This is a genomic window from Shewanella litoralis (assembly GCF_009828585.1).
Classification (GTDB): domain Bacteria; phylum Pseudomonadota; class Gammaproteobacteria; order Enterobacterales; family Shewanellaceae; genus Shewanella; species Shewanella litoralis.
The window spans coordinates 39,370-62,934 of sequence record NZ_WSRZ01000013.1 but is presented as its reverse complement, the minus strand read 5'-3'; the positions used below and the strand labels follow the sequence as shown (position 1 = coordinate 62,934).

Here is a 23,565-nt window from a genome sequence, read left to right as displayed (position 1 = left end):
TTAATCCAGAATGTGAGCACGCGCAGTCGCCTCATACTGGCTAGCCTGACAATGTTGGTGCTCACTTCATTGAGTGCTGTGCAGCCCATAATGGCCGCTAACCATCCAAACCTTGTAATTAATCAGCAAGACGTCGCCGCCATGCAGCAAGCGATTACTCAGCCTGGTGCGTTTCAAAATGCATTTAAGGCCAAGCGTACTGAAGTCGATGCAGGACTCACTCAACCTATTGAGGTCCCTGTACCTGTTGATGCTGGCGGCGGATATACCCACGAAAAACATAAAAGTAATTACCAGCAAATGTACGACACTGGCATCATTTACCAACTCACCGGTGAGAAAAAATACGCGACATATGTAAAAAACATGTTGTTGCAATATGCCAAGCTGTACCCAGGACTGCCATTGCACCCAAAACGTAAAAGCAGCAACGAGGGCAAACTCTTTTGGCAAGGGCTGAACGAAGCCGTTTGGTTAATGCACACAGTCCAAGCGTATGATTTTATTTATGACGCATTAACACCATCTGAACGTGACCTAATTGAAACAGGCGCTATTACGCCTGCGGTATTGTTTTTGTCTGAACAATCACCACGCACATTTAACAAGGTGCACAATCATGGAACATGGGCCACTGCGGCTGTGGGCATGAGCGGCTATGTATTGGGCAAACCATTATGGGTTGAACGAGCCTTGTATGATTTAACGCTATCGAAAAAAGGCGGTTTTATGCGTCAACTCGATGAGTTATTTTCGCCCGACGGATATTACAACGAAGGCCCTTATTATCAACGTTATGCCTTAATGCCCTTTGTGACGTTTGCCAAAGCCATTGAGCAAAATGAGCCGCAACGTAAGATTTTTCAGTACCGAGATGGCATTTTACTCAAAGCCATTAATACATCGGTCGCACTCAGTTACAACACACTGTTGTTTCCACTTAACGACGCCATAAAAAGCAAAGCTATCGATACCATAGAATTAGTGAATGGTGTCGCGATTGCTTATGGGATAAACAGCGATCCTCAATTACTAGATATCGCCAAACAACAACACAATATCTTACTCACCGGTGATGGGCTCAAGGTGGCGCAAGCATTAGACAAAGGGCTCCAACAACCTTTTGCGTTTACCTCAGCACTGTATCGCGACGGTAAGCAAGGGGATAAAGGTGCGCTAGTGGTTATGCGCCAGGGGAGCCCAACCGATCAAGCCATGGTATTTAAAGCAACAGAGCAAGGTTTAGGCCATGGCCATTTTGATAAGCTCACCTGGCAATTTTATGATGCCGGCAATGAAATTATCTCAGACTATGGCGCCGCACGCTTTTTAAATATTGAGGCTAAATTTGGCGGTGGATATTTACCTGAAAATGATTCATGGGCTAAACAAACCGTTGCACACAACACTCTGGTGGTAGATGAAACAAGCCACTTTAACGGCAAAGTCAAAACCGCGAATAAGTTTCATCCCAGGTTACATTTTTTTGATCCCCAGCAAGGGCTCACAATTGCTTCGGCATCCATTGACAGCGCCTATGAAGACGTCAAATTCAAGCGGACTCAAGCCTTAATTAACATTGAGAAGCGTAACGCCGCATTCGGTTTCGATATCATGCAAGTCACTGCAAACAAGCCTCATCAGTACGATCTACCGGTCCACTATGAAGGACAGTTAATCGACACCAGCTTTAGCCGTGAAGCATCACTAACACAACTGTCAACATTAGGCACAAAACACGGCTATCAGCACCTATGGTTGTTAGCAAAGGCTAACTTAGCCCAAGACAATAATGACAATACACTTGCAAGAGTGACATGGCTAAACGACAACGGCCGTTTTTACAGCTACAGCACGTTAGTCAACACTCACTCCAATCATGCCACTCAACAACAGATGTTGTTTACTCAATTAGGGGCTAATGACCCAAACATGAACTTACGCCAACAGCAGGCGTTTATTCACCGAGTCAGCGCCACTAATCACACCTATGTCAGCGTAATTGAGCCGCACGGTGAATACAATCCAGCGAAAGAATACACCCTTGATGCCACCAGCAAGGTTGCTAAGCTCAGTCATTATCAACAAGCAGAGCTCGAAGCTGTGCACATTAGCTTTACCGATGGTCAGCAATACTTACTGGCCATTAATCAAACCGAGCACGCAATCAATTCAGATACACGCAGCGTCATAAATATCAACGGTGTGGAATACCCTTTTACAGGACGAGCCCAATTAATCGAAATGAATGAACTTAATTAGCAAATCAATAATGAGTAAATCAATAACAAAAATTTAGGAGCATCGACTATGAAACAGAATCAACATTTTGGCTTTGGCGATAAAACAGAAATTCAAGACATTGGCGGCGGATTAAAGCGTCAAATGTTGGGATATAACCATGAACTGATGGCGGTTAAAATTTGGTTTGATAAAGGCGCTGAAGGCTATGTACATGCTCACCGTCATTCGCAAGTCTCGTATGTAGTGGAAGGCGAATTCCATGTCAATGTCGACGGCGTGATTCAAATACTCCACGCCGGTGACAGCTTTTTTGTTCCGCCTCATGTAGATCACGGCGCTGTGTGCCCAACCGGCGGCATTTTAATCGATACCTTTAGCCCGCCACGTGAAGACTTTGTTGAGGACTTAGCATGAAAAATAGTCCCTTCAAATTAAACCATTTACGTTGGCTAGTGGTGAGTTTAGTCGCCCTAGCCACCGTGATTAACTATATCGACCGCTCCGCGCTGGCCATTATGTGGCCAGGCATTGCCGAAGACCTGGGTTTAGATAAAAGCGATTATGCCAACATTATTACAGTGTTTATGATCTCTTACGCCATTGGCCAATCTTTGTTTGGTAAGATTTTTGATGCTATTGGCACACGTTTAGGCTTTTTACTGTCGATTGTAGTGTGGTCGGTATCGATCGCGTTACATGCTATTGCAGCCACGGCCATGTCATTTGCTATATTCAGGGCCATTTTAGGTCTGGGTGAAGCCGGTAACTGGCCCGGTGCCACTAAAGCCAATGCGGAATGGTTTCCCATTAAAGAACGCGCATTAGCTCAGGGTATTTTTAACTCAGGCGCCTCTTTAGGCTCTATTATTGCTCCGCCACTCATTGCCTTCTTATATGCGTTTTTAGGCTGGCAAGCGACGTTTATTGTGATTGGTTCTTTAGGGCTTATCTGGATCATCCCATGGATGATTATTTACAAGTCAGCGCCTGATGCTCACCCATGGATAACCGAAACAGAACGCCAATACATTCTTACTGGGCAGCAATGCTCAAGTGAAGAGAAACAGGCAAAAGAATACGTACCAACGACAGGGCAGTTATTACGTCATCGTCAAACCTGGGGCGTTATTGCCGCACGTTTTTTTATCGACCCTATTTGGTGGTTATTTGTTGCCTGGTTACCACTGTATTTAAATGAAAAGTTTGGTTTTGATGTTAAAGAAATTGGTGCATTTGCCTGGCTACCCTATGTCGGTGCAGCTATTGGCGCATTATTTGGCGGTTGGTTTAGTGGTCATTTATTAAACCGTGGCTGGACCGTAAATAAAGCTCGTCGGAGCGCGATTGTACTAGGCTGTGTGGTGATGCTTCCGGCACTATTATTAACCTCGCAAGCGGCCACACCATGGTTGGCAATGGGATTAATTGCGGTTATTTTATTTGGTTTCCAAACCGCGATTGGTAATGTGCAAACCTTACCGAGCGATTATTTCTCAGGTAAAACCGTAGGGACATTAGCCGGCATTAGTGGCACATCGGCAGTACTAAGTGTCATCATCACCATTCAATTAGTCCCTATGATGACTCAAGGCGGCGACTATACAGCCTTCTTTATCTTAGGCGCGGCACTAGTACCATTGGCGTTAATATCGTTATGGTTAGGTGGAAAAATAGAACCCGTTAAACCCAAATCATAATATCTTCATGATCGGTAAAAGGCTTACTAACCCGGTGTTAGCAAGCCTTTTTTATATAAACAAATACCATCCATCGATTAGCATACTGACAGGCAAACCAGTAATATGATTAGCTATTGTGAATAAGGCGAATAAGAACACACAAAAATGGACTACTTAACCATCAATAAGCACGCATGGGATCAGCGTACTCAAATTCATCTCAAATCAACATTTTACGACTTACAGGCATTTATCGATGGCAAGTCATCATTAAACCCCATTGAACTTGAACAAATGGGTAATGTACGAGGCAAAAGTCTGCTACACCTGCAATGTCACTTTGGTCAAGACAGCTTATCGTGGGCAAGGCTGGGGGCAACTGTCACTGGCGTTGACTTGTCGAGTGAGTCAATTGCAACGGCAAAAAAACTGGCAGCTCAGTTACACTTACCAGCAACCTTTATCAACAATGACATCTATCAATTTGGTCAAAACAACAGTACGCAATATGACATCGTATTTACCTCATATGGCGTGCTTGCTTGGTTACCCGACTTAACCCGTTGGGCACAAACCATTGCTGGCGCATTAACTCCTGGCGGCGAGTTTCATTTAGTTGAATTTCATCCGTTCAATGATGTTCTGTCAGGTTATGGATACTTTGCGCAGTCACAACCGGATATCGAAGATGAAGTAACCTACACTGAAAATCATAACGACCAAATCGAAACGGTTGTCACATGGCCACATCCGATAAGTGAAGTCATTAGCGCACTCATTTCGGCAGGGTTACATATTGAAGCGGTTAATGAGCATCCTTTTAGCCCCTACGATTGCATAGAGGGCCTGGAATTTGTCGACAAAAAAGGGTATCAACTCATACACAATGATCACCCTATTCCGCTGATTTACTCAATTAAGGCGAGCAAAGTAAAATAGGGATACACGGCAAAGTTTTATACACCCAAGTGGGTAAATTATTGATGTGTTTTAGGCGGTAAAAATAATATCTTCATTCGTTGTTTAAGCGATAATTGAGGCTTAGTCACATCACGCCACATGTCGCGCCATTCGCTAAATGTCACCACAAACGGATTAAAACTGTTAACGGGTTTAGTAATGCCATATCGCACAGTTTCATTTTCTGGCTCAAAGGTGCCAAACATTTTATCCCAAATGATCAACACACCAGCGTAGTTTTTATCAATGTATTGCGGGTTGCGCCCATGGTGAACACGGTGATGAGATGGCGTATTAAAAATCCACTCTAACGGACCTAAAGATTTTATCGCCTGGGTGTGGACAAAAAACTGTAAGCCCAAATTGAGCAATACTGCAAACACCACCCAGTTAGGATCAAATCCAATCACCACCAAAGGCAACCAAAATAGCCACATGCCAGCCAATGGATACATGAGGCTTTGCCTAAAAGCGGTACTGAAATTCATATTTTCAGAGCTATGATGTACTACATGGGCAGCCCACATCCAACGAATACGGTGGCTTGCGCGATGAAACCAGTAATAACAAAAGTCTTGAGCTATCAGTAATAAGCCAAATGTGAATAGCGTCATCTCAATCTCAAACAAGCGCCAACCAAAAAAGTGCAAATAGATTTTGGCTATTAATAGGCCTGCAATGATATCGGCGACTTGATGCATCCCTGCCAACACAAAATTGCACAACACTTCTGCTGGGTGATATTGGGCATTTTCAGGTAAACGTTTAGCGCGCACACCAAACCACCATTCCAATACAATGCAGCCGAAAAAAATTGGTGCCAATAGCAGTAATAACCACTCAGGGTGAGCAATCAATAAATCCATATCCATCTTTATTGTCCATTTTTATTGTTATTGTTATTTGAACAACCGCGTTATATCGGCCGCTTTATCTCATTTGGTCTATCACCATTTAGCAAAATGGTCTTCTGTTAACCCTAGCTGATTATGCAGACGGTATTGATTACCGTTGTTATCGGTTATTACGCCGCTAAAATAGCCGATATATTGCCTAAAGTTATTCTTCAGCAAGAGCAAGTTGAGTTTCTCACTGCGCTGGTTAAGCGGCCTAAAATACAAATCGACTTGACCATCATTGGTGGTGATATGCCATATGTCTTGTTGCGAGTGTCGATTAAAATCAAACTGCGCGGCGCCCAATAAGTGACGCTCGCCATTTATCCACATCACATTCTCTGTTTGACCCGTTTCATTTACCCCTGCAGCAAGATTAAGCCCGATAATCCCCGCCTCAGTTTGCGCATTAATTGACGCCCAACGCCAGCTAGTTTCGCGGCGCATAAACCCAGCAGAAAAATCATAACCCGCAAGCGCATATTGCAACGGTTGTGGCTCATGATGAACCGTTAACTGCCCGGTTACCGCTAAACCGTTATGCTTTTGCGTATAGGTCCAGCCGTTATAGCCGGTAGGCGTGCACAGGCTTATTGGCAAACTTAGCGGTGCGGGTTGAATATGTAAATTGGCTTGAATATCGGCCAAATTTATCTCGACATGCCATTGGCCTTCGACAATATCAATCACAATACCTTTTCGCTTACTGCCTATTGCTGCTCGCCCCTGTTTAGGTGAGTCACTTAGTTGGCAGCCTACCCCTAACGGAGTCAACCACTGCGTTTGGCTAAGTTTATTGGCTTTAATGTCGTAAAGGTAACAAAAACCATTAGCAACATAGCGAATATCCGCAACGGCCAAGGCAATAATATAATGAGGGGTAATAATGCTAACAAATTGAAACTGCTTAAAATCAAAGTGTTTAGATAACGCTGAAGCAGGCTTGTCCATCTCATTGAAATAGGCAAACTGTTTAACATTGAGTGAATCGACAATACCATCAAAAACACCAAAGACAGGTTGTCCATCAGTGGCAATCAATTTTGGTGGCGCTAGATGTGATTGAACATGCTGCATTTGTTTTCCTGCTACGGCGACGGTTGAGTCAACGAATAGAATTCATCGCAATAGAACGCGACAAAATAGAATTAAACCAAACTAAACTGAATTGATGATAGCTTCAAGTCACCATTTAGACTGATAGGTAAACAATCGCTTCCATAGAGTATCCAAACCGTCAACACCATGCATAATTGTTCAAGCGATATGCTATTGCACTGGAATGGCAAACAATTTCTGGTATCCTTTAGCTACCTTTTGTTAAAAGTTATTGTCATTATGAAGTCACTCATTCCCGTTATACTGTCATCATTATTACTCACGGCTTGCGCCAGTTATGAGCCCAGTCAAATCGGCCTTAATCCAACGCTTGGCGCGGTGAGCTTGCAAACAGAATCTGACACTCAGGTGTTAATCGAAACCATAGACACTCGTGAAGCGAGCTTTGTGTTGCGCATTACTGAAGGTGATAAAGCACCACAATTGATTGGCACCACAGAGCCTATGCGTCAACAACTCGACAAGGTGTTCCGTAACGGCATGATCAGAGCTGGCTACGTCGTAGACCCAGCTGCACGTAACTCTGTACAATTTCAATTACATTATTTATTGGCTGATGTTACCGACACCACATTTAGCTTTGAGTCGCAGACCCGTTTAGTCATTAACGTTCTGGCCAAAAATGCACAGCAGCAATTCACTAAATCATACAATGCCAATGGCTACCTAAAAGGTCCATTAAGTCCAGATTTTGCTACGTTAGAGCTCGACATTAATCAACTAATCGACAAGCTCACGACCGAAATCCTTAACGATGATGAATTGCATCAGTTTATTCAACGTTAACCTCCCTTAATTTAGCGCAGTGCGGCATCAACACGATGCCGCCTAAAGGACTCTCACTATGTTTAAATGGCTCGCCACTAGCCTGCTACTTGTAACCAGTTTATCTGCCATAGCCGCTGTTGATATTCAAAAGGACACGATTTACCCGCAAGTGGAGTTCGACACATCCATGGGCAAAATTGTGGTTGAATTAGACCGCACTCGCGCGCCATTAACCATCGATAACTTTTTAACTTATGTGGTAAAAGGCGAGTACGACAACACGATTTTTCACCGTGTTATTGCCGAATTTGTCGTCCAAGGCGGCGGATTAACCACTAAGCTTGAAGAGCGCCCATCAATGGCGCCTATTGTTAATGAGTCTGGTAATGGTCTGTCTAATGCCATGGGTACTATTGCCATGGCTCGAGATAACGACCCCCATTCGGCCACAAGACAATTTTATTTTAATGTCGGTGACAACAAAAAATTAGACCCGTCTAAGCGTCGCTGGGGATACACAGTATTTGGTGAGGTCACCCAGGGTATGGATGTGCTTGAAGCTATCTCATTGGTTGAAACCGAGCACAACAGCACATTAAATTGGCCAGATGTACCGGTTAAAACCGTATTGCTCAAAAAAGCGACATTATTACCACGTTAAGGCCTCTATGGCGCGCTTAATCACCATAAACCGTTAAGCGCGTTATCGGCACTATGTTTATTTTCTGAACACCCATCACATTTCTGCTTGTTGTTTTTACTTACTTTTTTACGGACAAAATTTACAAGCATATAATTTAATTGGTTATTATATAATTATTTAACATAAATTAATTTTGTCATATTTTCTGCCATCGCTCAAATTTGTGTCTATACTCTAATTTTAATCAGTGTCGTCGCTGTTTCATCATGCATTCATTACCAAGGACATTTTCATGACAGCAAATGATTTTATCGAAACCAAAGCGCCACAATTAGCTTATTACGGCAAAGCCTTCTTAGAAAACCAACTTGATTACAAAGAAATTCAGCTCTATATGTGGGATGTATTAGAAGAGTGGCAATGTATTTCAAATCAGCAATCTGCCGAGCAACCTAGCGACACCGAAAAGGTATTTTGGCATTTACTGTATTGTTTTGATCATTGGTCTGGGTGGGCAATTAAAGGCAACCAGTACCTTCGACAGCAAATACATGACTGTTGTGACTACATCAATATCGGCGGCAATATGCCCCAAAGCTGTATTGGTATCAGACCTTAAACATTTTTAACTCAAACTCGTTCAATAAACTGCGTGAATGGCTTGAACCTAAACCCCTTGCAACATAAGCTAGAGCCATTCTCCTTTATCCAGTTGTCTTATGTCGGTTTTCTTTTCTCAAGCGCGTGAAGCCTTATCGGTTTACTACCATAAACGTGTATTCATTTTATTATTGCTGGGGTTCTCTGCTGGCTTACCGCTTATGCTGGTCTTTTCAACGCTGAGCTTTTGGCTGCGAGAAGCAGGCGTTGACCGAGCAGCTATAGGATATTTCAGCTGGATAGCCCTGACCTACGCCTTTAAATGGGCATGGTCTCCCCTAGTAGACCGCATGTCATTGCCATTGTTTACGCGCTTTTTAGGACGGCGACGAGGCTGGATGCTGTTTGCGCAATTGTGCTTAGTCGGCGCCATTTTAGGCATGTCGGTAAGCGATCCTGTGGTTAACCTCGAGCGTTTAGCCTTATGCGCGTTATTGCTCGCATTTGCTTCTGCCACTCAAGATATTGTTATCGACGCCTTTAGGATTGAATCAGCACCCGAAAAAATGCAGGCGGCACTGGCTGCGGCTTACCAAGTGGGTTATCGAAGTGCGATGATTATCGCCACTGCTGGCGCATTAACCATTGCAGCGTGGGTTTCCCCTGGTGACGATGCTTACAATCTACAAGCATGGCAAACCGCATACTTTGTCATGGCGCTATTAATGGGTGTTGGTATTCTTACCACCCTATTTAGCCAAGAACCGCAAGTCGATACCAAGCATGCCGACGAAAAAGAGCGTCAACTACGGGCCGACTTTGCCGCCAAATACCCAAAAAAAATCGCTGGCGCTCTGGCTTGGCTGTATAGTGCCAGCGTTTTGCCGTTTATTGACTTCTTTAAACGTTATGGCAAGAGCGCCATCTTAATTTTACTACTGATTTCTTGTTATCGTATTTCAGATATTGTGATGGGCATTATGGCCAACGTGTTTTACGTTGATATGGGCTTTAATAAAGAAGAAATCGCCTTTATCAGTAAGGTCTACGGCTTAATCATGACCTTAGTGGGCGCTGCTTTTGGTGGTGTGTTATTAATGCGCTATGGCACCATGAAAATTCTATTCTTAGGCGCATTGTTAGTGGCCATCACTAATTTATTGTTCGCGTGGCAGGCTTATATTGGCTACAACATTCCCTTTTTAACCTTTGCCATTTCGGTCGATAACTTCAGTGCTGGTATTGCTACCGCAGCATTTATTGCTTACTTGTCGAGCTTAACCAGCAGCGGCTACAGCGCGACACAATACGCGTTATTGTCGTCGATTATGCTACTGTTCCCAAAGTTTATCGCCGGGTTCTCAGGCTTATATGTCGATGCGTTTGGCTACATCAACTTCTTTGTAGCTGCAAGTTTGATAGGCTTTCCGGTATTACTGTTAGTGATATTGGTCAATCGATCGCAAAATCGAGTCTCTGCCACCGCAGTGACACCGCCTGACGGAACAATTAATGTGTCAGCGGATAAAGGTTAACAGAGCATCTGGAGTCTCGGGGTAAACTAGGGCTATAACCAATTCATTTGGATAAAACTTATCAGAACAGCGACAAGTCTGTAGCAAAGCGTCCACTATTTTACAGGCTCCCCAAGACCATATACTAAAAACACAAAAGCCGATAAGGTTTCCCGTATCGGCTTATTATTTCGGCATTTAACGCTAAAGCATGAGTCGCTTTAAGAATTAATCTTTAAAGTTATCAAACTGAAACGGCTGACCTAGCTCTGACTCTTTAGCCAATCGCATCACAGCTTGTAAATCATCACGCTTTTTACCAGTAACACGTACCTTGTCACCTTGGATGGCTGACTGCACTTTAAGCTTGCTGTCTTTAATGGCTTTAACCAGCTTTTTGGCCACTAAGGCATCGATACCTTGCTTAAAGTTCACTTTTAAACTGAAGGTTTTACCACTGTGTATAGCTTTCTCATCAACTTCCATTGCAGATGGATCAACATTGCGCTTACTGAGTTGCATGCGCAATATGTCGACTAATTGCTTACAAATAAAGTCATCTTCTGCTTTGAGGGTGACAACATTATCTTTCAGATCAATGTCTATCTCTTTGCCACGTAAATCAAATCGGCTAGACACTTCACGACGGGAGTTTTCTACCGCGTTTCGTAGTTCTTCTTCATCAATTTCTGATATTACATCCATAGATGGCATGTTGCTTTCCTCTTCGATATTTCATCGGGTTGCTCACCCAAACGCTCATGGTTTAATGTATTTTACACCAGGAAGATTTATCGGGATAGTAAAGCGCTAATCTCATCGGCTTACGATTGCAAAACTGTGGCAAAAATTTGCTTGATTAACAAAAAATAACTAAGTGGGTGTTTTTGCCACAAAAGTATCATCGATGCTGATTAACATTGGGTTTTACTCATCGCTGATAGCCATTCTTAAGACTGAAAAACACGCCAATTAAACAATTATGAACAAGCTTAGTGGTTTATTCGTGACAATATCAAACAGGTTTCTTATTATTAAGTATATTCTCGTTTCACAAGGCTGATGTAACGCTCGTGATCACTTACAAAAACATGTTTAAACTTGCGTTAGTTGTCGCTGTACTTGTGACCAGCTATTTAGTTTTCTCTAAACCGAACTACCCACAAACGTTTTCTCATATGGATAAAGTAGGCCACCTGGGCAGTTTTTTCGCTCTCTCGTATCTGGCTCACTACGCTTTTAAACCCAAATGGTATTATTTATGTGCCGCTTTAGGCAGTTACGCCATTTTGATTGAGCTTGTGCAATCTCGCTTACCTTATCGCAGTGCTTCGGTTGGCGATGTTGCTGCCGACTTTGCTGGTATCGCTTTATTTTATTTACTTAATTTTTCGATATTACAATATCGTAAATTAAGAAATAAGCCTTAATTACGCATCACTATAAGGCCTGATGATGGCAAATACATTAACAATACCATCCAACTCGCCCAATATCGCCATCCTGGGCGCGGGCGCAATTGGGCAGTTAATGTATCACCAGCTTTGCCAGAGCAATGAGCAATCAGTTAACAGCATAGCGTTAATCAGCCGCCAGACAGATACTCAGCAGCAACAATTACAGTTTACCGACCATAGTGGGCTCATCCATAGCAAGGATACTTTGATATTAGGCACCAATGATCCTGGCCTTGCTGAGGTCAATTTATTATTGGTGTGCGTTAAAGCGTATCAAGTTGCAACCGCCCTGCTGCCACTGCTTAATAAATTATCACCGCAGTGCCATATTGTATTATTGCACAATGGTTTAGGGCCGCATTTAGTGGTTGCTGAGGCGCTAGCACAACATCCAGGCCAAGGCTTAACACTGGGCACGACATCACAAGCGGCATTAAAAATCAGCCAGTGGCATGTAAAACATACCGGATTTGGTGTCACTCAACTGGGCTATTATTGTGGCTGTAAATTAACCTCAGAGCTTAAAGCACGTATTGATAAATTACATCAAGATAATCAAGCGCTTGAATGGCATCAACCGGTATTAGCGGTATTATGGCAAAAGCTGGCAATTAATGCGGTCATAAACCCGTTAACGGCGCTGTATCATTGTGCCAATGGTCAATTAGCCAATGATGAATATCGACAACAAATTACGGCAATTATTGACGAATTAGTCAATGTCGCGAAATGGGATGGGATTGAGTTAGATCCCGCCTTGATCAGCACCAGAGTGTATCAGGTCATTAAACTCACAGCGGCCAACTTCTCTTCGATGTATCAAGATGTGGCCCATCATCGAGCCACTGAAATCAACTACATTAATGGCTATATTTGCCAGCAGGCACAACTGCACAGGTTGGCAGCCCCGCATAATCAACAGCTACTCGAGCAAGTTTTACAACTTAATCGGCTTTAAGCTCACCTTAGCCAGGCTTCATCTATAGCTATTTATCTGATGTCGTCATTAACTCCACATCACTAAAATAGCGGCGACTGCAATAAGCACCAAACCTGCAACATCGTTGATTTTTACTTTATCCTTAAGCCAAAACGCCGCAATAATCAGCGTAAAAAACACTTCCACTTGCCCCAGTGTTTTGACATAGGGCACAGCTTGTAACGACATTGCACTAAACCAACCAATTGAGCCAATACAACTGGTGACGCTTATCGATAATGTGAGTGCAGGCCTTTGCCACAGCGCGGCGAGCGTTGATTTATCTTTTGCTAACAAATAAGCAATCAGCACAATTGTTTGAATACTAATAACCCACAGCAACACCCAGGCTGCTCGGTGAGTAAACGGTCCTTGTAGGGTTAAACTCGCTTCGCGCACCCACAAAGATGTTAACGCAAACGCACTGCCACAGGCCAAGCCTAATAATACGGTTTTGAGTGATAACTGTTTGAATCCTTGTTTACTGCTGAGCAGCATTATCGCAATGCCGCCGACCACAACACCAGTCCAACCAAGTAGTGACAACTGAGTCCCAAAGAAAAATACCCCTAGGATCGCTGCAACGAGCGCTTCACTCTTTGCTAGCCCAGCTCCAATGGCAAAGTTTTGCATTTTGAACAACTTAACCATTAGGCCTGTAGCGAGTATTTGCATAGATGAGGCGCCAATGACAAATCCCCAAAATGTCGCGCCAAAATCTGGCATCGTTGCGGGTTGGTATTGATGCAAACTAAACAAATACACGGCGGCTATCGGCCCAGCCCAAATGAAGCGAGCTAACGTAACGCCAGCAACGCTGACCTCTTTACTCAGCTTACTTTGAAAGGCATTACGCCATGCCTGCATAAATGCTGCAAGGAAAGTAAATAAAATCCACATCATTACATCCAGAAAGACAAAAGCCCCAACTTTGTAAAAAGTCAGGGCTTATACAAGGGTAATTAGATTACTGTTTACGGTGAGTAAAAGACACTCAAAGTATGTCAAATTGATTAAAAATCAACTTACCTGCCGTTCGGCATCTAATCGCGCCATGTTTACTTGCTGGTATCAATAAACTCAAATGATTTAACCAGTTCATCGACGGCTTTCATTTGCGTTAAGTATTGTTCTAATAAATGCAGTGGCAATGCACATGGGCCGTCACATTTCGCATTGTCAGGGTCTGGATGCGCTTCAATAAACAAACCTGCTAAACCTAGTGCCATACCACTGCGGGCAAGCTCAGTCGCTTGAGCTCGGCGGCCACCAGCAGAGTCTGCTCGTCCACCTGGGCGTTGTAGTGCATGAGTCGCATCAAAGATGACCGGATAACCGGTTTGCTTCATTTCGTCCATACCCAGCATGTCTACCACCAGGTTGTTATACCCAAAGCTGCTGCCACGTTCACACAAAATAATGTTGTCGTTACCGGCTTCATTAAATTTGGTGATGATATGACGCATTTCATGTGGCGCTAAAAATTGCGGTTTTTTCACGTTGATCACCGCGCCCGTTTTAGCCATCGCCACCACTAAATCGGTTTGGCGGGCTAAAAATGCAGGTAGCTGAATAACATCAACCACTTCCGCCACTGGTGCACATTGGTGCACTTCGTGCACGTCGGTGATTAATGGCACATTGAAAGTTGATTTAATCTCTTCAAAAATACGTAAGCCTTCTTCCATACCTGGGCCACGGTATGAATTAACCGATGAACGATTCGCTTTGTCAAATGACGCTTTAAACACATAAGGAATACCCAACTTTTGGGTCACTTCAACATAGTGCTCAGCGATTGACATGGCTAAGTCTCGTGACTCAAGCACGTTCATACCACCGAATAATACAAATGGCTTGTCATTGGCCACTTGAATATCGTTAGCTAACTGAATAATTTTTTGATCCATTTGAACCTCTTTGCGCATTAACCTGCGACAACTTGTAATAACTGACCACATAGCCATGCCATGTAGGTACCTAATGCATAACCAAATACCGCTAACAATACCCCAACTGGCGCAAGCGCGGGGTGAAATGCTGCAGCCACAACGGGGGCAGAAGCTGCGCCGCCAACGTTAGCCTGACTGCCCACTGCCATATAGAACAATGGCGCTTTAATGAGTTTAGCCACTAATAGCATTAAACTTGCGTGCACTATCATCCACACAATACCCACTAGGAAGTAAATCGGTGTGTCCATGATTTTAGACACGTCCATGTGCAAGCCAATCGTTGCCACTAAAATATACAAAAATGCCGAGGCAATTTTTGACGCGCCAGCAGCTTCTAAATGGCGCACAGGACTAAATGAAAGGCCTAAACCAACGGTAGTCACGATCACCACTAACCAGAAAAACTTAGAGGTTAAGCTGTAATCTTCTGTCCAGGGATAATGCGCTTCAAAAAATGGCCCTAAGAAATCAGCAGCAAAATGAGCAAAACCGGTTACACCAAAACCGATTGCGACAATCATCATAATGTCGCGCAGCGATGGAATTCGTGAGTTTTCAGCGTGGTATTTTTCTACTTTTTCTTTTAACGCTTCAATTGCTGTGGTGTCGGCACCAGTTTTGGCATCTATCTCTTTCGCTTTTGATGCCATAAACAGCAATACCGCCATCCAAATGTTGGCCACAATTACATCGACCGTCACCATGACAGAGAAAATCTCGCCGCCCACTTCATAAATCTCTTTCATGGCAGCCTGGTTTGCACCGCCACCAATCCAACTACCCGCCAGCGTTGTCATACCTCGCCAAACAGCATCTGGTCCATTGTTACCAATTAAGCTTGGGTCAATCATCGACACTAGCAGTAAGGCAATCGGGCCGCCGATAACAATACCCAGCGTACCGGTTAAAAACATGATCACCGCTTTAGGACCAAGGCCTAAAATAGCTTTTAAATCAACACTTAAAATAAGCAAAACTAAACACGCGGGAAGTAAATAGCGTGAGGCAACAAAATATAATTGTGATGTGTGGCCGTCGACCACACCAAAGGTATTAAGCAAAGAAGGTAAGAAATAGCACAATAATAACGCAGGGATATATTTGTAAAACTTTTGCCAAAATGGATGTGGCGATGAACTGGTATAAAACACAAAACCTAAAATAACGGCGAGTAAACCCAGTGCGGTGGCATCATTGCTCACCATAGCTGACGTGGTCATGCGGTATTCTCCCTTGCAAAAGCAATATTTATAATAGTTATATTTTTCATTACGTTAAATCATTAACTATGCGTTAACGTTGATTGATACTGGCTTTTATAGCCTATTCTTATTTGACGCTGTGTTACCCGTAAAACAGTGCAGTTAATTCACTGCACTTAATGATAAACCTGCGTATGTTGACTCAACTCTTTTAACTGAATCTTAACCAGCTCAGTGACCGGGTCGTGCGGGCTTAAATCAATAAAATGTTGCAAGTCAGACATGGCCACTTTAATGCACCCTAACTGCTGGGCAATAAACGCCCGTTCACGGTTTAAGTGCACATCGTCTGGGTGCCATTGCAATAACAAATTACAACACTCCATTGCTGACTCAAATTTTTGATTCACAATGCAACCCGCCTTTAGCTCATGCAGCATACGGCTAATTAAACGCTTTAAGGTGGCAGGTTTTAAATGACTGGGCTTTAACTTTGCCGCATTGCCCATTTCACCCCGTACTAACGCGTGTAATTGATGGCGGCCTAGCTCTTTGCCGGTTAATGGGTCGTGATATTTAATCACATCATTGACCTGACTTTTCAATACCGTATTACCTGGGAGTAATATAGCCTCTAATTTCAAATCAAGTTGTTTGGCCAATAAAATCAACAGTATTGAGAGCGTCGTGCTATTACCCTGACGCTTTAACACGCAGTAGCTTAAGTCGGCTGCTTCAACACTAAAGTAATTGTCACGGGCACAAAAGCCTAAGTCTTTGTAAAACCAATTAAACAAACCTTGTAAACGGGTCTGTTGGTCAACCACGTAATGGCTGAGTACCGCCCCTGACATTTCATACCAAGCCCACATAGCAGGTTTAGACGTTGAAAAACCAAGGTGTTCAGAAAGCTCAAATGCAGTTTCAGGGATCGAAACTGCATCGTTAAGAAGATATTTTGCCATTAAAACCAATTAACCCACGAATACGACTTGTTTAAAATGAGCTAGCTTGGCCGCTAACACTACCCAACCTATCGCACCGATAAAAGCAAAAAACTTAAACAGCTTATTACGGTTAGATTTAAGCGCCATAATGCCTAATGCAATATACGCCACCACACAGATGATTTTTTCGGTCATCCATGGGTCGACAAACGGATACTGCTTGATCATAAAGCAAAGCGTAAAACCAGACAGCAGTAAAAAAGTATCAATGACATGAGGCGCTACTTTGACAAACTTTTTCTCCATAATAGGAGACTGACGTAGATGCAGCACAAAACGCACAATAAAAAAGGTGACACTTAATGCGACTAACAGCATGTGAGAGTGTTTTACCGCTGGATATAAACTGTAAAATGTTTCCATTAATAAGTCTCTTAAGATAATAAATAAAATCGCGGCTAGTGTACTCGAACAGCCTAACGGATACCAATATCATGGTCGTTAAGGATGCTAAAGGAAGATTCACCGCAAGTGTAGAATAACTAATCGACCCATTGGCCTAAGGTACAACGATCATTACTGCCAAAATCGCGCACGGTCGCGACATTTTGATAGCCTAACTCGATGAGTTTTTCACGAACTTTGATGGCCTGCTCATAGCCATGCTCAAGCAATAAATAACCACCCGCTAATAAGTGTGAACGTGCAATATCGGCAATGTGGAATAAATCTGCGTAACCTTCATCAGCGGCAGTGAGTGCACTTTGTGGCTCAAAGCGAACATCGCCCATGTTGAGATGTTCATCGGTTTCATCAATGTACGGTGGATTTGACACAATTAAGTCAAAGTCGCGATGTTCAACCGATGAAAACCAGTTAGATTGAATAATTTCAACATCAGGTAAATTCAAGTTAGCCCGATTCGCTTTGGCTAACTCAACAGCCCCAGGCACATTGTCGATGGCGGTAATACGCCATTTAGGCCGCTCAGAGGCTAAAGACAAAGCAATAGCGCCAGTGCCGGTTCCTAAGTCCAATACTTTAGCGTTATGACGCACGGTTAAATTGAGCGCAGTTTCAACTAAAATTTCAGTGTCAGGTCTAGGGATGAGGGTTGAATCATTAACAATAAAAGGCAATGACCAAAACTCACGCTCACCAATAATGTGCGCTACAGGTGAACCACTTTGACGTTTAGCCACCATTTGGCTAAATGCTTTAAACTGATCGCTCGTGAGTTGCCTTTCAGGCCAGGTATATAAAAAGCTGCGGTTTTTATTCAAACAATGCAATAACAACACCTCAGCATCTACGTGTGCAGATTCTGAGGTTGCCGCTAATTGCGAGTAAGCCCATTGCAGGGCTTCAGCGATAGTTGAATACGAAGACTGAGGCAAGTTCACTCCTTATTCGTCGGCGAGAGCGGCAAGCATGTCTGCTTGATGTTCTTGCATGATAGGATCAAGTAACGCGTTTAAGTCACCTTCCATCACTTCATTTAAGCGATATAAGGTTAAGTTAATACGATGATCGCTCACACGGCCTTGTGGGTAGTTATACGTTCTGATGCGCTCTGAACGATCACCACTGGCAACCAGACTACGACGTGTTGTTTCTTCAGCACTACGACGTTTTTCATCTTCGACCGCCTGAATACGCGCAGCCAACACACTCATCGCTTGGGCGCGGTTTTTATGTTGTGAACGCTGATCCTGACATTCTACAATAATGCCTGATGGAATATGGGTAATACGGATCGCTGAGTCGGTTTTGTTAACGTGCTGACCACCCGCACCTGATGCACGGAAAGTATCAACCTTAAGGTCGGCAGGGTTAATTGAAATCGCTTCAGCTTCAGGCACTTCGTGAAGTACCACTACCGTACATGCAGATGTGTGGACACGGCCTTGAGATTCAGTTTCTGGTACACGTTGAACTCGATGTCCGCCAGACTCAAACTTTAGTTTACCGTAGGCACCGTCGCCGCTCACTTTAACAATAATTTCTTTAAAGCCGCCATGTTCACCTTCGTTAAGGTTCATGACTTCCATTTGCCAGCGGTTGGCTTCACAAAAGCGTGAATACATACGGTACAAGTCGCCAGCAAAAATAGCCGCTTCATCGCCACCAGCACCGGCACGGATCTCTAAAAACGCGTTAGTGTCGTCGTTAGGATCTGTGGGTAATAATAGAATTTGTAACTCGTCTTCGAGTGTTTCTAGGGTGTGTTTTGAATGTTTATACTCTTCTTGCGCCATTTCGCGCATGTCAGCATCGTCTTCTTCAAGCATTTCTTTGGCGTATTCAAAATCTTTCTGAGCTTGTTGAAATGCCTTAAAACTACTCACAACATCTTCAAGTTGTGAGTATTCTTTTGATAACGCACGGAAGCGGTCTTGATCCGCAATCACGCTTGCATCACTTAGTAATGCCAATACTTCTTCATTACGCTCAAGCAAGCCTTCTAGCTTGCGGATAACGGATTCTTTCATTTAGCTCGCTAACCTTAGTTTTTATCTAAACCAAGCGCAGTTCTTAATAGGCCTACTGTATTCAAATCACCTTGACGACTGGCAGAGGTTAGCGATTGTGTGGGGGCGTGAATTAAGCGATTGGTTAACCTATTAGCTAACTCGATTATCACTTGCTCACTATCACCGCCTTGAGACAACTTGTTCAAGGCTCGCTCAACTAACTCGTCTTTAATCGCCAAGCTCTGGCTGCGATATTCGCGAATACTGTCGACTGACTCTAAAGATCGAATCCACTCCATAAATAAGTGCGATTGATCTTCAGTAATTAATTCTGCTTGCTCGGCGGCTTCCTTACGTGAAGCCATGTTCTGTTCAATAATGCTATGCAGATCGTCGACAGTATAAAGGAATGCGTCGTCTAACTCACCGACTTCTGCTTCAATATCTCTCGGAACTGCAATATCGACTAACAGCATCGGCTGATGGCGACGCTGTTTTAATGCTTTTTCGACCATTCCTTTACCTAAAATCGGTAAAGGACTTGCCGTAGAGGATATCACGATATCGGCTTTAGCGAGAAAGTCTGGTATTTGTTGCAAGGTAATGGCAGTGGCATTGAACTCTTCGCACATGGCCTGGGCTCGTTCAATGGTTCGATTGGCCACGACCATTGACGCAACCCCATTGTCTTTAAGGTGCTTGGCGACCAGTTCGATGGTCTCACCTGCGCCAATGAGCAATACTTTGGTGGTGCTCAGCGTGGAGAAAATATGCTTTGCCATACTCACGGCAGCAAACGCTACCGACACAGCCGCGGCACCAATTTCGGTATCGGTGCGTACTTTTTTGGCAACAGAGAAGGTATTTTGAAATAAGCGGTCAATGGTCGCGGCGGTAGTGCCCGCTTCTTTGGCTTTGACAAAAGCTTGTTTCACTTGACCTAAAATCTGCGGTTCGCCTAACACTAACGAATCTAATCCAGATGCCACGCGCATTAAATGCTTTACGGCGACCTGTTCTTCGTAGGCGTATATGCAGGGCATTAAATCATCATGATTCAGCTGATGATACTCTTCTAACCACTCAATAATGTCGTGTTTGTCAGCATTATTACAGTACAGTTCAGTGCGATTACAGGTAGACACAATCACAGCCTCACCCGTACGAGTGCGACTCGCCAAGCTTTTCATGGCGTCATGAATGCGGTCTGGAGAGAAAGCGACTTTTTCACGCAAATCTACCGTGGCGGTTTTATGGTTTATCCCGATTGCTACTAGGCTCATTTGACTGTATCAAGTTCTTTTCGGTGACGTTAATTAGGCTATTCTACTGAATTGAACCAACTAAAAACACAATTGGCTTAACAAAACCGAATAAATGTCTAAATTTTTATTTCTTAGATATAAGGCCATTGTCTTATGCGTTAGATTAAAATCACATTAATTTTGGAAAAGCATTTTTACATCATAGCCTAAGCCCAGTATCATAAGGCCCATCTTCAGCAACTGTTAGGCAAGCCATTGCGTTTATCAGTATCAGCGTTTCATACCTCTGTAATTTTCACTCTGTTATTACTAACAGGCTGTACTATCACGCCGTCTGAGCAATTTAACCCTATAGACGTCAGCCAGGCCTCGCAAGCAAAATCGTGGGAGCTTCAAGGTAAAATTGCCGTTAAAACCGCGGATGATAAATTCAGCACCAACCTTTATTGGTTGCATCAACCAGCCGAAAACGATCTACGTCTTACCACGGTATTGGGTACGACAGTGTTAACACTGACAACAAATCAAGGCATGGCGACGTTAGACGTTGACGGAAAAACTTATCATGACAGCAATGCCCAAGACTTATTAACCGGTATTAGTGGTTGGTCAATTCCATTAGACAGCCTACCACTATGGATCACAGGGCAAACGGGCAGCAATGATAATATTGTAAGCTATCATTCTGATGGTACGATTAAGCAATTAATAAGCAGCGACCCACAATCCGATTGGCATGTGACTTTTATGAGCTGGCAACAACAAAGTGGTGCGATGGTGCCGAAGTTATTAAAGATTGAACGTGACGATGTGCAAATAAAGATTCAAAGTAACCAATGGACAGCTGTACAGTTCAAAGCCCAATAATGACTTGGGTAAATTGATCTATCAACAAGGTAGTGACAACATGAAATCAACCAGTTCATTTCAATCAATCGCCTCAAAGAGTTGGCCCGCGCCAGCAAAGCTCAATCTCTTTTTACACGTAACTGGCCAGCGCCCAGATGGTTACCATGAGCTGCAAACCTTATTTCAGTTTATTGATCATTGTGATTATCTCGATTTCCATGTGACAGAATCAGCTGATTTGGTTTTACACTCAAATCTGGGTGATGCTGTCGCAGACAGCGATAACTTAATTCTTAGAGCCGCAAAATCACTAAAACGTTATACCCAATATAAAGGTGGCGCGCACATTTGGTTAAACAAATTGCTGCCTATGGGTGGCGGTTTAGGTGGCGGCTCATCGGATGCGGCTACCACATTAGTGGCTCTTAATGCCCTTTGGAATACCAATGTTTCACAGTCAAAACTGGCTGAAATAGGGCTCGCACTTGGCGCGGATGTACCTGTTTTTATTAATGGTTTATCTGCTTTTGCTGAAGGTGTCGGAGAGCAACTCATTAATGTTCAACCCAATGAGCCCTGGTACCTTGTTATCGTGCCTAATGTACACGTGTCGACGAAAGAGATTTTCCAAGACCCGAGCTTACCGCGAAACACACCAAAACTAGACATGGACAGTTTATTGAACCAAAAGTGGAGCAATGATTGTCAAAAACTCGTCACAACTAAGTACCCTCAAGTTGCCAATGCCTTAAGCTGGCTGGTAGAATATGCGCCGTCGAGAATGACCGGAACAGGTGCATGCGTGTTCGGGGAATTTACACATTCGCAGCAAGCCCTAGGTGCTTTAGCCGAATTACCGGCCGACATGCAAGGGTTTGTCGCAAAAGGGATGAATAAGTCACCGTTATTAACGCGGCTTGAGCAGCTCTAACAACATATTTTTCTTCTGGGTCAGTTTTGAGTGACAACACGTAAAATTGATCTAGCCTTTAATAGTAAAGCAAACACCTGAGGTTCATAAAGTGCCCGACATCAAGCTCTTTGCTGGTAACGCTACCCCAAATCTAGCCAACAAGATTGCCGAACGTTTATTTTGCAAACTTGGCGACGCAGTTGTAGGCCGTTTCAGCGACGGTGAAATCAGTGTTCAAATAAACGAAAATGTACGTGGTGCGGATGTATTTATCATTCAATCTACTTGCGCACCAACCAACGATAACCTCATGGAGCTTATTGTAATGGTTGATGCACTTCGTCGTGCGTCTGCTGGTCGTATTACTGCCGTTATCCCTTACTTCGGTTATGCTCGTCAAGACCGTCGTGTACGCAGTGCCCGTGTACCGATTACCGCTAAAGTGGTTGCTGACTTTTTGTCTAGCGTTGGTGTTGACCGCGTATTAACCTGCGATCTCCACGCAGAGCAAATTCAAGGCTTCTTCGACGTACCAGTCGACAACGTATTCGGCAGCCCAGTGTTACTTGAAGACATGCTGGCTAAAAAGCTTGAAAACCCAGTAGTGGTTTCTCCTGACATCGGTGGTGTTGTGCGTGCTCGTGCGGTTGCCAAGTTATTAGATGATTCAGACCTTGCGATTATCGATAAACGCCGTCCGCAAGCAAACGTTGCCCAGGTTATGCATATTATTGGTGACGTACAAGGCCGTGATTGCATCATTGTTGATGACATGATCGACACGGGTGGCACCTTATGTAAAGCGGCTGAAGCATTAAAAGAACACGGCGCAAACCGCGTGTTTGCTTATGCTACTCACCCAGTATTTTCAGGTAACGCGGCAGAAAACATTGCTAACTCTGTTATCGATGAAGTTATCGTAACCGATACTGTACCGTTAAGCCCAGAAATGCTTAAAGTGGCTAAAGTGACTCAATTGACTATGTCAGCTGTACTTGCTGAAGCTATTCGTCGTGTGAGCAATGAAGAGTCTATCTCTGCGATGTTCCGCCACTAATATTTGCTTTAATTAGTTGCATACTAAAACGCACTCATCGAGTG

General features: G+C 43.6%; 24 protein-coding genes. 13 read left to right on the top strand and 11 right to left on the bottom strand.

Going from position 1 to position 23,565, the window contains the following annotated elements:
- The first annotated feature begins 51 nt into the window (after positions 1 to 51).
- The 4 genes from GQA99_RS11815 to GQA99_RS11800 all read left to right on the top strand — a co-directional run bounded on the left by GQA99_RS11815 (position 52) and on the right by GQA99_RS11800 (position 4,862).
- A complete protein-coding gene (locus GQA99_RS11815; protein ID WP_229785876.1) occupies positions 52 to 2,262 on the top strand; it encodes a heparinase II/III domain-containing protein in 2,211 nt (736 codons plus the stop codon).
- 48 nt (positions 2,263 to 2,310) lie between these two features.
- The gene (locus GQA99_RS11810; protein ID WP_160054082.1) at positions 2,311 to 2,658 is read left to right on the top strand and encodes a cupin domain-containing protein; all 348 of its coding nucleotides are present in this window, start codon (positions 2,311 to 2,313) and stop codon (positions 2,656 to 2,658) included.
- Positions 2,655 to 3,941 carry an MFS transporter gene (locus tag GQA99_RS11805; RefSeq protein ID WP_160054081.1) on the top strand — a complete coding sequence of 429 codons (1,287 nt, stop codon included), beginning with the start codon at positions 2,655 to 2,657 and terminating at the stop codon, positions 3,939 to 3,941. Before GQA99_RS11810 ends, GQA99_RS11805 begins: the two co-directional genes overlap by 4 nt.
- Before the next feature lie 147 nt (positions 3,942 to 4,088).
- Positions 4,089 to 4,862 (top strand): class I SAM-dependent methyltransferase, encoded by a 774-nt coding sequence (locus GQA99_RS11800; protein ID WP_160054080.1) that lies wholly within the window; start codon positions 4,089 to 4,091, stop codon positions 4,860 to 4,862.
- Positions 4,863 to 4,900: 38 nt separating this feature from the next.
- On the opposite strand, the gene GQA99_RS11795 is transcribed toward GQA99_RS11800, so the two are convergent.
- Both GQA99_RS11795 and GQA99_RS11790 read right to left on the bottom strand, forming a co-directional pair.
- A complete protein-coding gene (locus tag GQA99_RS11795) occupies positions 4,901 to 5,755 on the bottom strand; it encodes a sterol desaturase family protein (RefSeq protein ID WP_160054079.1) in 855 nt (284 codons plus the stop codon).
- Between the two features lie 75 nt (positions 5,756 to 5,830).
- On the bottom strand, positions 5,831 to 6,856 hold the full coding sequence (locus GQA99_RS11790; protein WP_160054078.1) for a DUF2804 domain-containing protein: 1,026 nt from the start codon (positions 6,854 to 6,856) through the stop codon (positions 5,831 to 5,833).
- A 261-nt stretch (positions 6,857 to 7,117) separates the two neighbouring features.
- Here GQA99_RS11790 and GQA99_RS11785 point away from each other — a divergent pair, with 261 nt between their 5' ends.
- From GQA99_RS11785 to GQA99_RS11770, 4 genes are all read left to right on the top strand, one after another.
- On the top strand, positions 7,118 to 7,684 hold the full coding sequence (locus GQA99_RS11785; RefSeq protein ID WP_160054077.1) for a YajG family lipoprotein: 567 nt from the start codon (positions 7,118 to 7,120) through the stop codon (positions 7,682 to 7,684).
- A 58-nt stretch (positions 7,685 to 7,742) separates the two neighbouring features.
- Complete coding sequence (locus GQA99_RS11780) at positions 7,743 to 8,327, top strand: peptidylprolyl isomerase (RefSeq protein ID WP_160054076.1); 585 nt, start codon at positions 7,743 to 7,745, stop codon at positions 8,325 to 8,327.
- Positions 8,328 to 8,601: 274 nt separating this feature from the next.
- The gene (locus tag GQA99_RS11775) at positions 8,602 to 8,928 is read left to right on the top strand and encodes a hypothetical protein (RefSeq protein WP_160054075.1); all 327 of its coding nucleotides are present in this window, start codon (positions 8,602 to 8,604) and stop codon (positions 8,926 to 8,928) included.
- Between the two features lie 100 nt (positions 8,929 to 9,028).
- Complete coding sequence (locus tag GQA99_RS11770; protein WP_160054074.1) at positions 9,029 to 10,444, top strand: AmpG family muropeptide MFS transporter; 1,416 nt, start codon at positions 9,029 to 9,031, stop codon at positions 10,442 to 10,444.
- A gap of 207 nt (positions 10,445 to 10,651) precedes the next feature.
- Here the strand turns inward: GQA99_RS11770 and GQA99_RS11765 are convergent, their stop codons facing one another.
- Positions 10,652 to 11,137 (bottom strand): YajQ family cyclic di-GMP-binding protein, encoded by a 486-nt coding sequence (locus tag GQA99_RS11765; protein ID WP_160054073.1) that lies wholly within the window; start codon positions 11,135 to 11,137, stop codon positions 10,652 to 10,654.
- A gap of 359 nt (positions 11,138 to 11,496) precedes the next feature.
- Between GQA99_RS11765 and GQA99_RS11760 the strand changes: the two genes are divergently transcribed.
- Both GQA99_RS11760 and GQA99_RS11755 read left to right on the top strand, forming a co-directional pair.
- Positions 11,497 to 11,853, top strand: a complete 357-nt coding sequence (locus GQA99_RS11760) for a VanZ family protein (protein WP_160054072.1) — start codon at positions 11,497 to 11,499, stop codon at positions 11,851 to 11,853.
- A gap of 25 nt (positions 11,854 to 11,878) precedes the next feature.
- Positions 11,879 to 12,838 carry a ketopantoate reductase family protein gene (locus GQA99_RS11755; RefSeq protein ID WP_170293533.1) on the top strand — a complete coding sequence of 320 codons (960 nt, stop codon included), beginning with the start codon at positions 11,879 to 11,881 and terminating at the stop codon, positions 12,836 to 12,838.
- A 48-nt stretch (positions 12,839 to 12,886) separates the two neighbouring features.
- Here GQA99_RS11755 and GQA99_RS11750 read toward each other — a convergent pair whose 3' ends face one another.
- From GQA99_RS11750 to hemA, 8 genes are all read right to left on the bottom strand, one after another.
- Entirely contained in the window at positions 12,887 to 13,759 is an 873-nt protein-coding gene (locus tag GQA99_RS11750) for a DMT family transporter (RefSeq protein WP_160054149.1), read from the bottom strand.
- Positions 13,760 to 13,917: 158 nt separating this feature from the next.
- On the bottom strand, positions 13,918 to 14,769 hold the full coding sequence (kdsA, locus tag GQA99_RS11745) for a 3-deoxy-8-phosphooctulonate synthase (RefSeq protein WP_160054070.1): 852 nt from the start codon (positions 14,767 to 14,769) through the stop codon (positions 13,918 to 13,920).
- Positions 14,770 to 14,786: 17 nt separating this feature from the next.
- Positions 14,787 to 16,034: a DUF819 family protein gene (locus GQA99_RS11740; protein WP_160054069.1), complete on the bottom strand. Its 1,248-nt coding sequence runs from the start codon at positions 16,032 to 16,034 to the stop codon at positions 14,787 to 14,789.
- A gap of 158 nt (positions 16,035 to 16,192) precedes the next feature.
- On the bottom strand, positions 16,193 to 16,981 hold the full coding sequence (locus GQA99_RS11735; RefSeq protein ID WP_160054068.1) for a transglutaminase family protein: 789 nt from the start codon (positions 16,979 to 16,981) through the stop codon (positions 16,193 to 16,195).
- Positions 16,982 to 16,990: 9 nt separating this feature from the next.
- Positions 16,991 to 17,386, bottom strand: a complete 396-nt coding sequence (locus tag GQA99_RS11730; RefSeq protein WP_160054067.1) for a SirB2 family protein — start codon at positions 17,384 to 17,386, stop codon at positions 16,991 to 16,993.
- A gap of 119 nt (positions 17,387 to 17,505) precedes the next feature.
- A complete protein-coding gene (gene prmC / locus GQA99_RS11725) occupies positions 17,506 to 18,360 on the bottom strand; it encodes a peptide chain release factor N(5)-glutamine methyltransferase (protein ID WP_160054066.1) in 855 nt (284 codons plus the stop codon).
- 9 nt (positions 18,361 to 18,369) lie between these two features.
- Positions 18,370 to 19,455 (bottom strand): peptide chain release factor 1, encoded by a 1,086-nt coding sequence (gene prfA / locus GQA99_RS11720; protein ID WP_160054065.1) that lies wholly within the window; start codon positions 19,453 to 19,455, stop codon positions 18,370 to 18,372.
- 14 nt (positions 19,456 to 19,469) lie between these two features.
- A complete protein-coding gene (hemA, locus tag GQA99_RS11715; RefSeq protein WP_160054064.1) occupies positions 19,470 to 20,720 on the bottom strand; it encodes a glutamyl-tRNA reductase in 1,251 nt (416 codons plus the stop codon).
- A 237-nt stretch (positions 20,721 to 20,957) separates the two neighbouring features.
- On the opposite strand from hemA, the gene lolB reads away from it, so the two are divergent.
- The 3 genes from lolB to GQA99_RS11700 all read left to right on the top strand — a co-directional run bounded on the left by lolB (position 20,958) and on the right by GQA99_RS11700 (position 23,521).
- Positions 20,958 to 21,569, top strand: coding sequence for a lipoprotein insertase outer membrane protein LolB (lolB, locus tag GQA99_RS11710; protein ID WP_160054063.1), 612 nt, complete (start codon positions 20,958 to 20,960; stop codon positions 21,567 to 21,569).
- A 40-nt stretch (positions 21,570 to 21,609) separates the two neighbouring features.
- Positions 21,610 to 22,482, top strand: coding sequence for a 4-(cytidine 5'-diphospho)-2-C-methyl-D-erythritol kinase (gene ispE, locus GQA99_RS11705; protein WP_160054062.1), 873 nt, complete (start codon positions 21,610 to 21,612; stop codon positions 22,480 to 22,482).
- Between the two features lie 91 nt (positions 22,483 to 22,573).
- Complete coding sequence (locus GQA99_RS11700; protein ID WP_160054061.1) at positions 22,574 to 23,521, top strand: ribose-phosphate pyrophosphokinase; 948 nt, start codon at positions 22,574 to 22,576, stop codon at positions 23,519 to 23,521.
- The last annotated feature ends 44 nt before the right edge of the window (positions 23,522 to 23,565 follow it).